14 protein-coding genes are annotated in these 13,888 nt (G+C 64.4%); 1 reads left to right on the top strand and 13 read right to left on the bottom strand.

Features of this window, described 5'->3' with window-relative positions; all coding sequences use genetic code 11:
• Positions 1–68 precede the first annotated feature (68 nt).
• The 7 genes from HB634_RS14580 to HB634_RS14610 are packed head-to-tail and all read right to left on the bottom strand — an operon-like array spanning position 69 to position 7,714.
• On the bottom strand, positions 69–689 hold the full coding sequence (locus HB634_RS14580) for a GspH/FimT family pseudopilin (RefSeq protein ID WP_269448001.1): 621 nt from the start codon (positions 687–689) through the stop codon (positions 69–71).
• The gene (locus HB634_RS14585; protein ID WP_063572969.1) at positions 686–1,117 is read right to left on the bottom strand and encodes a type IV pilin protein; all 432 of its coding nucleotides are present in this window, start codon (positions 1,115–1,117) and stop codon (positions 686–688) included. Before HB634_RS14585 ends, HB634_RS14580 begins: the two co-directional genes overlap by 4 nt.
• 1 nt (position 1,118) lies before the next feature.
• Complete coding sequence (locus HB634_RS14590) at positions 1,119–5,039, bottom strand: PilC/PilY family type IV pilus protein (RefSeq protein WP_213949061.1); 3,921 nt, start codon at positions 5,037–5,039, stop codon at positions 1,119–1,121.
• 11 nt (positions 5,040–5,050) lie between these two features.
• A complete protein-coding gene (locus tag HB634_RS14595; protein ID WP_213949062.1) occupies positions 5,051–5,638 on the bottom strand; it encodes a PilX N-terminal domain-containing pilus assembly protein in 588 nt (195 codons plus the stop codon).
• Positions 5,635–6,948, bottom strand: coding sequence for a PilW family protein (locus HB634_RS14600; protein WP_213949063.1), 1,314 nt, complete (start codon positions 6,946–6,948; stop codon positions 5,635–5,637). The genes HB634_RS14595 and HB634_RS14600 overlap by 4 nt, the downstream gene beginning before the upstream one ends.
• Positions 6,945–7,436, bottom strand: a complete 492-nt coding sequence (gene pilV / locus HB634_RS14605; protein ID WP_213949064.1) for a type IV pilus modification protein PilV — start codon at positions 7,434–7,436, stop codon at positions 6,945–6,947. Before pilV ends, HB634_RS14600 begins: the two co-directional genes overlap by 4 nt.
• A 53-nt stretch (positions 7,437–7,489) precedes the next feature.
• Entirely contained in the window at positions 7,490–7,714 is a 225-nt protein-coding gene (locus tag HB634_RS14610) for a hypothetical protein (RefSeq protein ID WP_213949065.1), read from the bottom strand.
• 71 nt (positions 7,715–7,785) lie between these two features.
• On the opposite strand from HB634_RS14610, the gene HB634_RS14615 reads away from it, so the two are divergent.
• Positions 7,786–8,559: an alpha/beta hydrolase gene (locus HB634_RS14615; protein WP_213949066.1), complete on the top strand. Its 774-nt coding sequence runs from the start codon at positions 7,786–7,788 to the stop codon at positions 8,557–8,559.
• Between the two features lie 9 nt (positions 8,560–8,568).
• Here HB634_RS14615 and HB634_RS14620 read toward each other — a convergent pair whose 3' ends face one another.
• From HB634_RS14620 to HB634_RS14640, 6 genes are all read right to left on the bottom strand, one after another.
• A complete protein-coding gene (locus tag HB634_RS14620; protein WP_213949067.1) occupies positions 8,569–9,273 on the bottom strand; it encodes an MgtC/SapB family protein in 705 nt (234 codons plus the stop codon).
• Between the two features lie 57 nt (positions 9,274–9,330).
• Positions 9,331–9,603: a DUF3325 domain-containing protein gene (locus tag HB634_RS14625; RefSeq protein WP_063571918.1), complete on the bottom strand. Its 273-nt coding sequence runs from the start codon at positions 9,601–9,603 to the stop codon at positions 9,331–9,333.
• Entirely contained in the window at positions 9,600–11,102 is a 1,503-nt protein-coding gene (locus HB634_RS14630) for a PepSY-associated TM helix domain-containing protein (protein ID WP_213949068.1), read from the bottom strand. The genes HB634_RS14625 and HB634_RS14630 overlap by 4 nt, the downstream gene beginning before the upstream one ends.
• On the bottom strand, positions 11,099–11,224 hold the full coding sequence (locus HB634_RS22885) for a hypothetical protein (protein ID WP_255548598.1): 126 nt from the start codon (positions 11,222–11,224) through the stop codon (positions 11,099–11,101). The genes HB634_RS14630 and HB634_RS22885 overlap by 4 nt, the downstream gene beginning before the upstream one ends.
• A 242-nt stretch (positions 11,225–11,466) precedes the next feature.
• Complete coding sequence (locus tag HB634_RS14635; RefSeq protein WP_213949069.1) at positions 11,467–12,417, bottom strand: aldo/keto reductase; 951 nt, start codon at positions 12,415–12,417, stop codon at positions 11,467–11,469.
• Entirely contained in the window at positions 12,414–13,883 is a 1,470-nt protein-coding gene (locus HB634_RS14640) for an efflux transporter outer membrane subunit (RefSeq protein ID WP_213949070.1), read from the bottom strand. Before HB634_RS14640 ends, HB634_RS14635 begins: the two co-directional genes overlap by 4 nt.
• Positions 13,884–13,888: the final 5 nt, after the last annotated feature.

Below are 13,888 nucleotides of genomic sequence, written 5' to 3' on the forward strand. Positions count from 1 at the left end.
TTTCCAACATCGTCCTGACCTCGTGTCGTTCAGTTGCCACCCCAGCTGCGCAGTGTATGCGGGCCGTCTCAGGGCGTGCAGATGTCCGTACTGGCCAGCTTGGTGAACGCGATGCCGCCATAGGGACTCACACCGATGCGCGATCCCGGGAGCCGGGTCGTGTTCGTACCGAGGCTGCTCGCGCTGGCGTTGAGCGCACAGAGCACGAAGGCCATGGGCTGGGAGGCATTCGTGCGCGACGCGACAGCCTCCAGTTGTCCCTGCTGGCCGAACGTGACGACCGCCCCATCCACCGCGCGGGCGGACACGCCATTCAATGCCGGCGAGGTGCGAAGAATCTGCATCCCCGCCGAGGCGGTGGCCGTGTAGACATCGCTCGCCTTGGTCGTCGCCACCGGGTGGACGTAGACCAGCCAACCCGTTTCGTACGTGGCGGCACCGGAACAGGTCGCGCCATCGGCACTCGCACACAGCGACACATAGGTCGCGCGCAGGACGCCTTCCGTGCGGGCGTACTGGACGGCCGCCTGGAGGTTGTCGGCGGCAACACGCAGCCGGTGTTTTTGCAGCGTCGTGCGAAACGACGGCAACGCGATCGCCGTGAGGATGGCGGCCACGATGATCGCGACCATGAGCTCCACGAGGCTGAGGCCTCGCGCGGCACGCCTTCCTGAGCGGCCGACCGTCACCAGCAAACGCCGTTCGCGGTCGTGCCCGCGGGGCCCTTCAGGCCCGTATCGGTCACGGTGAGTGCGCCGCAGGTATCGCGCGCCTGGGAACCGACGGGCGTCGCGGTAGCGGTGTAACCCTGAGCCGCCACAGCATTGACCGTGGCGGGCGTCACCGACGCGGTGTAATAGCTGTTCTCCGATGTCGCCGTGATGGTGGTCGAGTAGCCGATGGTGGCTAGATCCGCATAGGCATTGTGCAGGGCGAAGTAGCGCTCCTCGGCGTTGGCGATCGCCATCAGCAACTTCTGTCCGTCCGATCGTCGTGCGCGGAATCCGTAGCGGCTGTACGACGTGATCGCAATGGCCGCGAGGATGCCCATCACGACAAGGACAATCATCAATTCGAGCAGGGTGAAGCCGCCACGGCGGCGCTTAATCGCAAGCATGTCAGTTCTCGCCATTCAGGATGCGCCACGAGCGGCGGCGCGCAGTAGGAATGCTTTCGCCGACCGGCGTGCCACTACCACCCAGCGCAGGTACCTGGCCCGGCAGGTACGAGGTGCCCCCGCTGAGACTGGCCGAGGTGTAGAGCGAACCGGAACTGGCGGCGCCCAGTACGTGGGCGCCAGCAAGCGAATACCCACTACCGAAGCTGACCGTCGAACCGATGGAGACCCCGAAGGCCGCGCCGCCCGTCGTGCCGTCGAGCGCAATGATCGAACCGGAACTCGATGTCGTGCAGGGATCGTTGGCGGTCGGGATCAGGGTGCTGAAGGTGACGGTGTTGTTGCTCGAGTCCAGCGCCGGCGTCACGACGACACGTTCCCCGGCCACCGTGTCCAGGCGCAGGTACCAGCCCGAACTCGTCGCCGGGACGACGTTACTGGTGACGCCGATGGCGCCGGTCGCCGCATCCAGCGCCATGGTCTGCTTGGTCAGGTTGCCTCCCGCCAGGGTGATCGGGGAAGCCACGTTCGTGCCCGGGTCGCGTACGCCGTAGAGCGCCTGGATCGTGGTGTCCGCGGTATCGGCCGTACTCAGGTAACGACCGGTCCCGAAGATCACCATGAAGTACGTCGACGTCGGATCGGCGAGCAACCGCGGCGACGTCGTGATCGACTGCGCGTTAGCGGTGGCTGGCTTGAACAACAGGCTGACGCCCTGCGATTGGGTCGTTGAGGCAAGCGCTGCCGTGGAGAGATCGATCCGCCATACGTTGCCGTCCAGATCGCCTGCGAAGGCGACATCGGCCACCTGGTCGCCGTCGTAGTCGCCGACGGCGGGCGTCGTCAGGCCATGGCTGACCACCGCACCGGTTCCCGTCGGCGTGCGGATCTCCTTCAACAGAGTCCCGGTCTGCGCATCGAGGACGAACAGCGAGCTGTACGTGTTACTGGCGGCGGCCGAGGTGTTGCCATCGGGGAAGTAACCGCCGGGGACGAGAACCACCCAGCGGCCCACGGAGCCACCGCCATTGTCATAAGCGACCCGGGTAATGACCGGCGTGCCGAAGGTGTACCCGAGATTTGCGGGTGTGCCGGTGGCGGCAACGCTGTCGCTGTTGAATTCCCAGAGCACCTTGGACGCTACAGCCGTGCTCGTATTGAGCGTTGCTTTACTCGGGTCGGTGATGTCGATGCCAAAGACACCACGGCCGCCCAGGCGCAGCGAGCCAACAAGCAACGTGTGCCAGCCCATGGTCGAGTTGTTCAGCGAGCTACTTGCGTTGAAGAACACATCGCCGGTGACCGGGCTGCCATCGACCGTGGGCGTGAAGGTGAAGTTCGTCAATCGGGACTGCGCCGGGAGATTCGCGTAAACGCTAGCCGGCACGTAGGCCCACAGTTCGCGGCCAGGCTGCGCACCCGAGACGGACGCCAGGCGCGCGTCGAACGCATGCAGCATGCCGTCGTTAGCACCCACGTAAACTGCCGCCGGACGTGTCGCCCACTTTGAAAGGAAAGTGGAGTAGCTCATGGTGGGATCGGCGGCGACGGCCTTCGCTTCCGGTGCTCCCGCCGAGAACGAATCGCCGTAGCCGCTGTTGGGCGCGCCGACATAGGCCGGCTGCGATCCGAAGATCGCGCCAAGCAGAGACGATCGCGTACGGAACGTAGTGCCTTCGAGTGTGCGTACGCCGGTCAGCCAGTCCACGCGTTTCGTGCCCAGGCTGTCGGTCGTCGCTGTGGACCCCGTACCGTCGGACGAGTCCAACGCGGCCTTCTCGGTGGTACTCAGGCCGGTATAGGCAAACGTGATGGCTTTACCGGCGCCAGGACCGGTGCTCGTGGCGATAAAACGGGGATCGTTGGTCGCACGATTGGTGAGGAAGGCACCGGCGTCGCCCGGCGGCGCCGGAAGCCACACCGCCGCCCCCACGGCACCGTTCGAGCCAACCACCCTGGCAATCAGCGTCCCGCTCCAGTCGATCGTGTTGTAGCCCGCGTAGTAAGCGAGCGCATTCGTCGTCAGCACGTTCGCGCTGAGGCTGAGCGTGAGTGAGGTCGAGCTGCTTGCGATCACCGACGAGAGGATGGTGGTCAGGCTACTGACGAGTGAGGTCGGATCCGCGGCACTGAAGTATCCACCGCGACTGTTCAAGGCCGCGTGCCAGGTATCGTCGATGTTGGTCGCGCCACCCCCCGTGTCGGGCGTAGGCCACGCCTTGGTTCCCTTGCGCAGCGCGGTGTAGTCGCTCGGGAAGGTCAGGGTACCGGAGATACCCATGGTGACCATGTACTGCGACATGTGCTGCCACGTCGCGGGGTCGTTCGCCGGGTTGAAGTAGACCTCGCTGTTGCTGCCGGGTGTCGTCAGGTTGACGGTTGTCGAAGTGCCGGTCACACCGGTGGTCAGATCCGGATAATAAGCTGGCACGTTGTTGGCCAGGTCGGTGCGCAGATCGTTGGCCCAGTATGAGAAAGCGATGTCGGCGAGCGAGGGATTGGTGGTGCCCACCTGGTTCCAGAATATCTTCGAGGGCGTGCCACTCGTCGCGTAGGTCGTGCCATCGGGTAACGTCAGGCCGACCGAGTCCAGGGATGTCCCCTTGGCGGGGCTATCGCCATTCCAGTAGCCGTCGGTGACCAGCATGTTGAAGTTCTTGCGGCACGAGAGCTCACCCGGTGTGCTGGTGCTGCCGTTCCAGTACGGGTCCTGCGCATTCGGCGATGTCTTCAGTGCGCGTTTGTAGAAGTCGCCGGCGACCTGGGTCGCCACGCGCGTTGGCGTACCGCCGCTGGCGGGTGCCCCGTAGAGCCAGTTCATGAACTGGCTGCGCCAGCATGTGTCGGCGGTGCTCGTGGGCACGCACGAGGTGGCGTTCGCCAGCTCGAGAATCTGGCTCGTCGTTATCAGTGGACCGTAGTACTGGCCGGCGTAGCTACCGGCGCCGGTGTTGTAGCTGCCGCTCGCGGTCTGTGTCTGTAACGTCTGCCAGGCGACACGTACCGAGCCGTCCGCAAGGCTGGCGAAAACACGTCCCACCGCCGCGCGCGCGTTGAGGTTTCGCGTCCGGTAGTAGCTGTACCAGATGGCGAAGTTCTGCTGGATCGCCGCCGATTCATTGGCGACAAGGTGGAATGTACAGGTCGCGTCGTTAGTGGGCTGCGTGCACACATAGTAGAAGCCGCCGGTGTTGGCGCTTGTCTGGGTGGTGACCAACGTGCAGGTGGTCACCCGCGAGCTCAACACGCAGGTGGCCACCGTGACACTGCCATCGCTGTTGGTGGTCGTTTTCGTGCCGAGCACGCCGTTGAAGAGCCCGCAGAGGAGCCCTGAACACGTCGTCGTCGTGCTGGTGGAAGTGGTTCCTCGCACCGACGCCGGGATGTCCATCTGCGGGCAATTGCCGTTCACGTACCACGTCGTGAGCTCATTGGCGTTTCGCGAACACGGCGAGTTACCCGCCAGGGTGTTGGCAAGAAACCCGGCGTAGAACGCGGCGCTGAGGTCGACCACGATAGGACTGAGATACTTGCTGCTGCCGGGTGACCAACACTTCTTGGTCAAGGTGTTTGCGCAGTAGCCATCGCGCCATGCTGCCTTGAACGTCGGCGTGCCCAGGGGAGCGCCACTCGCATCCGGCGGGATCACGTAGGTGATCGTCGGATCGAAGTAGATCGGGTTGCCCTGCGCGGAGTAGTAGTACTTCGAGGCGGTGTTGTCGTCCATCGAATCGGGAATCGACGTGGAGTTCATCGAGCCGGAATCGTCGAACGTCACCACGATGTTGGGTGCCACCTTCGAGGTGACGCCGGGCGGCGTCTTGCTCACGGTGACGGTGCCGGCCGTGACCGCGGACGCGGCCAGCAGCCATGCGATCGCTGCGACGAGAAGGACAGCCCACGAGAGGAGGGGTTTCTGCATGAGGGGCGTCTTCAGGTCAGCGTACATGCGACAAGGTTCGGCGTGACGAAGGTGGATTCCGCAACGCGGATCGTGTTCGGACTGCCGCCCGACGCTCGCGCCGTGATCCGGTACAGATAGAACTTGGCCGTTCCCGAACCGCTCGAGCCGGCTTCGGTCGCGGCGCTCGTGCCGCTTCCCGGCGGCAGGTCCTGACCGAGGAACTCGACGATGTACCACGGGTTGTGTGCCATGACGGCGGTAGACAGCGCCGCGTCCGCGGAAGCGGTGGTGTAGTCGATGGCGACGCCGGAGCCCTTGTATTCGGTGGCGCCATCGGTGAGCCACACCGACGACCGGCGGAATGCGGTGACCTTGGCGCTGACCGTGGAGGGGTTGCTCGAGTTGTAACAGCCGATGGCGGCATTTCCGCTGAAAAGATTCCACTCCACGCCGCGCAGGGCGTTCTCCGCCGACCACTCTGCCTGCTGCGCGTTGCGCATCGCTCCGGCCATGCGTTCCTGCAGGAGTGACCGTCCCGAGGTACTGATGGCGAGAATCGTCAACAGCAGCAGGAAGACCATCGCCAGGACCAGGACAACGCCGCGTTGCGCGTTCATGGGTTGTAGTTCCGGATGGAGACCACCGCCGTGAACTCGCGACGGAGCATGTGATTGTCGAAGCCTTGCTGGCTCGGCATCACGGCACGGCTGGTGTTGTCAGGCGCGGACAGGCCGACGACGCCGGTGTCCGGGTAGTACTGATATTGAAGTTCGGGTGCCCGCAGCGCGAAGAGGGGTACCTGGCCATCCATGAGTATGTGCACCTCAATGCTCTTTACCGAACGCCACAGGCAACCTGGGTCGGTGCCGGTGACGGCAACCGTGGACGAGGGGCACACCGTGGCGCTGTCGATGTCCGCGGCGGTGCGATAGCTGGTGTTGCCCGCCGCGTCCATGACGCCGTAGAGAAAGTCGAGCCGCTCGATGCCCCGCACTACCTCGCCACTGACGCCGTTGACCCGGCGAATCAGCGCACCGGTCTTGTGACCGTTGTTGTCGTCGACCACCTGCAGGTAATACGACACCGTCTGGAAGTCGCGAGTGAAGTCGAAAAGCTTGGGGGTCACCCCTGAGGGCCTGGCGACAGCGCTGTAGTTGGACCCGGGCGTAAACGTCGTACCCGATGCCGTCGCCGAGAACACCTGCGCCGAGTTGCAGTCCGCAAGCATCATCAGGTCGCCCTTCGCGACGTTCGTCAGCGGTGGCTCCCCGGGCTGCGGGACGACCGTGAGGCTGGCGACCGTGGTGCCACTGAGTGCGATGGTGCTGTTGATGCCATCCAGCACCCAGCCACGTGCGCCGTCCAGGTAGCGCAGGGTGAGCACGCTGCTGCCTGGCACGCGGTTACCCAGGGTGGTTCCTTGTTGGGGGATTCCCACGCCCTTGGGGTCGGCGGGATCCACGGGAGTACATGCCGACACGGTGCAGTCGTATCCGCGCAGCGACACGAAGGAAGGCATGGTGAAGGCCGCCAGGGGTGAGGCCGGATAGGTGTTGCCCCCACTCGTCGCGCCCCACGCGGTCGTGTTGTCGTTGAGTGCCGCCTGGAAGACGGCGCCGGAGACCAGCACCTTGGGTGCGCGCAGGTAGCGGTCCAGTGACACGACCCCGTTGGAGAGGGTGGACGACTGGCCACCCATGTTCGAGCAGTACTGGGCGTTGGTCATGCGCAGATCGGTCGTCAATGCCGTCATGGCGAACCGGCCTTCTTCCTGCAGCTTCGCCAGTTGGGTCTGGACCAGGCTGCTGGTCGACGTCGCAAGGAAAGCGCTGACGATGCCGCCGGCGACGATCACGCCCAGGGCCATGGCGACCATCAGTTCGACGAGCGTGAAGCCACGGACGGCGCGGACGTCGGCGACGGTCATGGCTGGAAGTTCCATACGTAGGATCGCGTCACCACCGCCTGATGGGTGCTGTCGCCGGCGGCGCGCTCGGTCCAGTTGATCTGCATGACGCAGTTGCCGGCATAAGGCGGCCGGACGAGCAGTTGGGTAGGGTCGGGCGTGGCGCCATTGGTGCAGGCAATGGAGGCGGTCGCATTGGGCAGGAAAGCCGTGAGCTGGCTACTCCATAGGTACTGGTCGCGCAGAGCGAGCTTTGCCGGGGTGCAGGCACTCGCTGTCGTGCACGCCTGGGTGCCGGTCAGCGGATAGGTCGTGGAGTTATAACCGCCTGACCAGACGCCGAGCGGGTTCGCACGCATACGATCGGCCATGCCCATGGCGATGAACTCGGCCTGGGTACGTTGATAACCGACCTGATTCGAGCGCAGCGAGGTGATCAGCAGCCCAGCGAGGCCAATGAGACCGACACTGAACACCAGTACCGCCATCATGACCTCGATCAGAGACACGCCTCTGACATGTCTCGCCGAAGCCATAAGAATCCTCAATGCATAAACACAACTCAGGTTAGGCCGCCGCGCGCCGCGCCTATACGTCGTTTCGGCAGGGTATAGGTATTGCCCGCAAAATACGTCGTAATAACCTGATTTTTATCGTTTTGTTTATGCGCTTTTGCAGGATATTTCACGACTGTGGACAGCACGCGAAAGGAACCACGAACAGTGGCGATTCCGGGCAAAGCCAACGAAACCGGCCGGTGCTGAAATTGGATAGCACGATATTTCACCGTGCACGACTGAAATGAAATGTCGGTTCGGCCGGTTTACTGGGCACTACCAACGCACAAGGAGCTCCACCATGTTCCGTTCCCTGATCCGCACGGCCCTGTTCGCGGCCATCGCCGTCAGCCCGGCCGCCTTCGCTGCCGACAAGCCGACCATCGTCCTGGTCCACGGCGCGTTCGCTGATTCGTCCAGCTGGAACGGCGTGATCGGCCAGCTGCACAAGGACGGCTACACCGTCGTCGCCGCACCCAACGAACTGCGCAGCGTGAAGACGGACGCCGCCGAGGTGGCCACCCTCGTCGCCAGCATCAAGACACCTGTCGTCCTCGTGGGTCACTCCTACGGTGGCTCGGTGATCAGCGAAGCCGCGGAAGGCCATGACAACGTCAGGGCGCTGGTCTATGTCTCGGCGTTCTCGCCGGAAGCCGGCGAAACCGCCGCAGGCCTCTCGGGCAAGTTCCCCGGTAGCACGCTTGGCCCGACCCTCGCGCCGCCGGTGCCGCTGTCGACGGGTGGCAACGACCTCTACATCCAGCAGGACAAGTTCCCGTTGCAGTTCGCCGCCGACGTACCGGCGAAAGACGCCGCGCTCATGGCCGCCGGTCAGCGTCCGATTACCGACGCCGCGCTGAATGAAGCGGAGACCACGCCGGCGTGGACGCACGTACCGTCGTGGCACATCTACGGCGACGCGGACAAGAACATTCCGCCGAAGGTGTTGGCATGGATGGCCGATCGCGCGAAGTCGAAGAAGACCGTCGTGATCAAGGGCGCCTCGCACGTCGTGATGGTGTCGCACCCGACGGACGTCGCGAAGTTGATCGAAGCGGCCGCCAAGGGCGACTGATCGACGAGATCAGCTACGGCGCGCCTTTTCATCGGGCGCGTCGTAGCTGACGCTTTTGAATCCCTCGAGATCGCGAAGGGCATCGGCAAGCACGGCGAGTTGATCCTTGCGAACCGGCCTGGTGAACAGCACGGTCACCACGTCGTCGCCATCCGGTTCCCTGCGGAGAATGGTCTTCGCGAAGGGAAGATGATGTTCGGACAGGGCGGTCTCGAACACACTCAGCGCACTCGAACCCGTAAGCCTTGCCGTGAGACGCGGACGGCGCTTGGGCTTGCCGGTGAGCCTGCGTTCCAGTGGTTTGAGCAGTGCGAGGATCACCCAGATGATGGCCGTTGCCATCACCGCACCGGCATACATGCCGCTACCGGCAGCCAGTCCCACGGAAGCGACGGCCCACAAGCTGGCGGCCGTGGTCAGGCCACGCACGATCTGGTCGCGCTCCACGAAGAGGATCGTTCCGGCACCGAGAAAGCCCACGCCCGTCACCACCTGGGCGGCAATGCGCGAGGGATCGAGCACGACGTGCGGATTATTGAGCACATCGGCGAAGCCGAAGGCCGAGACGATGATGGCGAGCGCCGCGCCCACGGCAACCAGCATGTGGGTTCGCAGACCAGCGGTCCACTCGAGGCGACCACGGTTGATGCCGATCACGCCGCTGAGCACGGCGGCGGCGAGGAGACGAAGGAGAAGGTCGACGGGTCCGATCATTCGTCCGACTCTAAGCAGCCGGCGATAAAGATCCTGTGACCGTCGTGCGTGGCGGGCTCAGCGTCGCACGCGAAGCCGGGACAGTAACGTGAGCGTAAGCAACACCGTACCTGCGCCAGCGCTTGCATAGCCAAAGGCGAGTAGCGCACCGAACGCGGCGCCGTCGTGCGTCATCTCGACAATGAGCAAAGCGCCGAGGGCCACCGATCCGGCCAGACGAAGAAGGTAAGCACGCGACCGCGGCGGCTTTCCACCGATGACCTCGGCGTGGTGGCGATTCATTGCGCCAGCGAGACAAGCGAAGCCAACGATGGCGAGGAGCAGGCTCATGCGTGCTCCCGTCGCCGTCTCGGCGCAGGCGTGTGTCGTCCGACACCCCAGGCGATGGCGAGGCAGGCGACGCCGAACAGCGCCATGACAACGTCGAACCACATGAAGTCCACGCGCACAAAGGCTACGTCACCCAGCGCAAGAGTCACGAGCGATACGCCGGCCAGCGCGAACTGGATGATCCAGCCTTTGCGTGGTGCGACGAAACACACATGCAGCAGCGCGACGGCCCATACGATGAACATCGTGTGGATCTCCCACTCCGCGCGTTCGTGCATGGCGTGAGGAAGCAGACGGTTCGCCCAGAGGAAGGCGGACATTGCCAAGGGCATGCCCGCGACGAAGGCGACGTTGAGACGCTCGACCAGACGGAAGCCGACGTGAGGCCGCGAAGGATCAGGCAAGAGCGCGCGGCGCTTCACGGTCCATAGAACGAGGCCCGTGGCGACCATCGCGGTGCCGACCACGCCAAGCAGGAAGTACAACCAGCGCATTTCCAGTGGAGCGAAGCGACCGGCATGTACGCCGATCATCCCGCCGCGCGTGAGGACGCCGGCGCTTTCCGGCTTCGACGAGGCGATGACCGCACCCGTGCTGCCGTCCAGTTGCACCGTCACCTGGTTGGAGCTGATCCGGTCCGAGCCGGCGCGCTCGGCAACGATGCGTGCCGACGCGTCGCCCGGCTGGGTAATCCTCAGCGTGGCGACATGGCCGCCGTTCCACGCCTCGCCAGCCGCATCGAGCGCGAGACGAAGGTCGATCAGCGGGGTCGGCACGCCGACGGCGGCGGGTGTCGCATACGTGGGAATGATTTCCGCGAACAAAGCATTGCGGCTGCCGTTCGAGCCATCGGCGCCCCAGGGCATATACAACGTCATGAGGGTGACGAGGTCGGTGTACGTAATCATCAGATGGAATGGAAGCGCCAGCACGGCGAGCGCGTTGTGTCCGTCCAGCCAGCTGCGCTGTCCCTTGCGTGGGCGGAAGGTAAAGAAGTCCGCGAAGATCTTCTTGTGCGTGATGACACCGCTGACGATGGCGATGAGCATCGCCATCGCGCAGAGGCCCGCGAGCCATCGCCCCCACAGGATCGGCATGTAGTGCATGTCGAAGTGCAGGCGATAGAAGAAGTCGCCGCCTTCGGTGGCCCGTACATCCACAGGTTCGCCATGAGCGTCGAGGTAGATCGGCGCCATCATTGCGCTGCGCGGCGTGCCCTTGTCGCGGAAGGCGACGGTGACGCCCGCCGCACGTTCGTCCGGCAGCGCAATGATCCACTCCGCGGCATGCGCTGCGTGGATCGCCAGGTAGCGTTGCGCATGGGCGACATCGATCCGGGCAGGCTGGCGCACACCGATCTCCGGCTGTGCCCAGCGAGTGATCTCCTCGCGCCAGAAGCTCACCGTGCCGGCAAGGAACATCGCGTACAGCACCCAGCCGACGATAAGGCCCGACCACGTGTGCAGGCTGGCCTGGGACTGACGGAAGCCGACACTCATGTGAGTGCGATGCCGAGTGCTGCGGCGACGGCAAGCGCGGCCATGATCGCGCTGGTCCGGCCCAGACGCTTCGCACCGAAGACCCACACGAAGCAGCCTGCGTAGAGCAGGAACGAGAGCATCGTTGCCGTGAAGCCTGCACCGGGGCGGTCACCGGGAATGAGGCGGCCGAGGAGGAACGTCCACAGGGAAACGGTGATGTAACCGCCGACGATGGCGAGGGCGATGCGTGCGATCGTGGCGATGGGGCCTCCCCTAAATGCGAATGATTCGCATCGTAGGGGGAGGCTGCGGGGTCGTCAAGGAGAGCTTCGCCGATGAATCGGCTCCTACCGGGCGCGTGTGCGAGCGGGTGTGCGCTGGATTATTTACGGTTTTCCCGGGGGATGAAGCCGGGGAGGCCAGTGTGGACGACGTCGTTGAGCCGGATGTTGGTGGTGGTGATGCCGTCGCGGATTTCCTGGAGTGCTTCGGGGGGCAAAGGGGAGATCTCGAAGTTCTCGCGGATGTGTGCGGGGTTGGTCGATGTGGTGAGGAAGGCGGTGCCGCGTTGCAGTGCCCAGGCAAGAGCGACGTGCGCAGGCGTTTCGCCGATACGCTCGCCAATCGCCTTCAGCACGGGGTCGTCGTGAAGGCTCGGCTCCATGCCGTGACCGAGCGGTGCGAACGCAAGCAGCACGATGCCGTTCGCCTTGCAGAACTCGAGCAGCTCCCACTCGGGCAGATACGGATGCGACTCGACCTGCACGATGGCCGGTTTGATGCGCGCGTTCGCGACGATTTCCTTCACCGCATCGAGCTTCACATCCGACAGGCCGATGGCCCTGGCCAAGCCTTCGTCGACGAGGTTCTCCATCGCCCGCCAGGTATCCAGCAGGGTGATGCCTTTGTCGTACAGCGGGCCGCCGTCGGCATCTTTCGGGTACTGGTCGTCGCCGGGGGCGAACGCGAACGGCGTGTGGATCAGATAGGCGTCGGCGTAGTCGACCTGCAAGCGCCGCAGGCTCGCCTCGAGCGCGGGCTTGACGCGCTCAGGCCTGTGATTGTTGTTCCACAGCTTCGTCGTCACGAAGAGGTCTTCGCGACGAACGACACCGTTGTCGATCGCTTCCTTGATCACATCGCCGACGATGTCTTCATTGCGATACGCCTCGGCGGCGTCGAGATGGAGGAACCCCACCTCGAGCGCCGTCTTGATGGCGGCACGTCCCTTTTCGCGGTCGGGAATCAGCGTACCGAAACCGACGGCCGGGATGGCCCCCGTGCCGTGCGCGAGGGGAATACGGGTGTGACGAAAGGTATCAAGGGCACTCATGGTTTTCCTCCGTTAGTGGGTTCACCCGCCATCGCTTGCTCGTCACGGTACGCCGCCCTGCGCTGGAATGCTTCGTCGGAATTGCCGCCAAGTGCGATGGATAGCTGTACGTTGTCCTGGTACTGCACGGTCTTCGCCTGGATCTGCCCGATCAGGGCGCGCTGATAGGAGCGCTCGGCGTCGATGACCTGCAGCACACCTGTCTCGCCGGCCTTGTAGCCCTCGCGATTCAACCGCAGGCTGAGTTCGGCAGACGCGAGCGCACGATCCTGCGCCGCATATTCCTCGCTGTCGTGATTGACGGCCTGTAGTACGTCGGCCACCTGCCCCAACGACGTCACTACGGTCTGCTGATACGTCGCGAGCGCTGCCTTGTACCCATCGACCGCACCACGCTGGTTTGCCTTCAGCGTTCCGCCATTGAAGATCGGTGCCGTCAGGCCGGCAGCGAGACCCCACAGCGTGCCAATGCCGGGCGCAGGGCCCACGCGAGTGAGTGATCCGGAGAGATTCAGATGCGGATACAGGTCGGCGGTCGCTACGCCAATGGCGGCGCTGGCGGCATGCAACTGCGACTCGGCCTCGAGAATGTCCGGGCGATCATGCGCGAGATCCGAAGGCAACGTCACAGGCAATTGGGCGGGAAGCGCGAAGTCAGTGAGATCGAAGTCCGGCGGCGTCCAGTCTGCCGGGCCCTTGCCGGCAAGGACGGAGAGCGCGTGTGCCGCCGTGTCGCGTTGTTGCGCAAGCGGGGGGAGCAGTGTTTCGTCCTGTGCGAGTTGCGTCGTCGCCGTCGCGACGTCGACCTGCGTGGCACTGCCGTAGCGATGGGCTGTCTGCACGAGCTCGAGATTTTTGCGGTCGTTGGCGAGGAGGCTCTCCACGGCAGCGATCTGCGCGCGTGCCGAGGCCAGCGAAAGGGCTTGGGTCGCGACGTCCCCGGTGACGGTCAGGTAGGCCGCGTCGAAGCGATGCCTCTGCGATTCTGCGAGCGCAGCCTGTTCTTCGACGCGGCGCTTCGTACCACCGAACAGATCGAGGTCGAAACTCACGCGCGGTCCCACCGCGTAGAAATTCGACGTACCGAAGCCACTGGCGCCGGCCGCGCGCTCGCGTCCAACCTGCGCACCGAAATCGACCTGCGGGCTCAACGCACCGCGGACGGATGTCACGGCCTCGTTAGCCTGCGCGATGGTGGCATCCGCCGCTTCCAAGCCCAGATTGCCGTCGATCGCCTTGTGCATCACCAGGTCGAGCTTCGATGAACCGAGCGACGACCACCAGTCACCGTCGATCTTCCTGTCGAAGTCGATGTGCTGCGCGCCGGTGCCGGCAAGCGCGTGCTCCGCCTGAATGTCGTAGTGCTTCGAGGCGGGTGCCGCGGGCTTTTCGAAATCCGGCCCGACCATACAGCCGGCGAGCAGCGCGAACGTAGAGGCGGCGAGTACCGTTTTGACGAGTTTCATGGGCG

It is taken from the genome of Luteibacter sp. dw_328 (genome assembly GCF_018449605.1).
Taxonomy (GTDB): domain Bacteria; phylum Pseudomonadota; class Gammaproteobacteria; order Xanthomonadales; family Rhodanobacteraceae; genus Luteibacter.

What these genes read in the sequence shown, in the direction of transcription:
- HB634_RS14585 (WP_063572969.1), bottom strand. Translation starts at nt 1,117, where the DNA reads ATGCTTGCGATTAAGCGCCGCCGTGGCGGCTTCACCCTGCTCGAATTG.
- HB634_RS14590 (WP_213949061.1), bottom strand. Translation starts at nt 5,039, where the DNA reads ATGCAGAAACCCCTCCTCTCGTGGGCTGTCCTTCTCGTCGCAGCGATC.
- HB634_RS14595 (WP_213949062.1), bottom strand. Translation starts at nt 5,638, where the DNA reads ATGAACGCGCAACGCGGCGTTGTCCTGGTCCTGGCGATGGTCTTCCTG.
- HB634_RS14600 (WP_213949063.1), bottom strand. Translation starts at nt 6,948, where the DNA reads ATGACCGTCGCCGACGTCCGCGCCGTCCGTGGCTTCACGCTCGTCGAA.
- HB634_RS14615 (WP_213949066.1), top strand. Translation starts at nt 7,786, where the DNA reads ATGTTCCGTTCCCTGATCCGCACGGCCCTGTTCGCGGCCATCGCCGTC.
- HB634_RS14620 (WP_213949067.1), bottom strand. Translation starts at nt 9,273, where the DNA reads ATGATCGGACCCGTCGACCTTCTCCTTCGTCTCCTCGCCGCCGCCGTG.
- HB634_RS14625 (WP_063571918.1), bottom strand. Translation starts at nt 9,603, where the DNA reads ATGAGCCTGCTCCTCGCCATCGTTGGCTTCGCTTGTCTCGCTGGCGCA.
- HB634_RS14630 (WP_213949068.1), bottom strand. Translation starts at nt 11,102, where the DNA reads ATGAGTGTCGGCTTCCGTCAGTCCCAGGCCAGCCTGCACACGTGGTCG.
- HB634_RS22885 (WP_255548598.1), bottom strand. Translation starts at nt 11,224, where the DNA reads ATGCTCTCGTTCCTGCTCTACGCAGGCTGCTTCGTGTGGGTCTTCGGT.
- HB634_RS14635 (WP_213949069.1), bottom strand. Translation starts at nt 12,417, where the DNA reads ATGAGTGCCCTTGATACCTTTCGTCACACCCGTATTCCCCTCGCGCAC.
- HB634_RS14640 (WP_213949070.1), bottom strand. Translation starts at nt 13,883, where the DNA reads ATGAAACTCGTCAAAACGGTACTCGCCGCCTCTACGTTCGCGCTGCTC.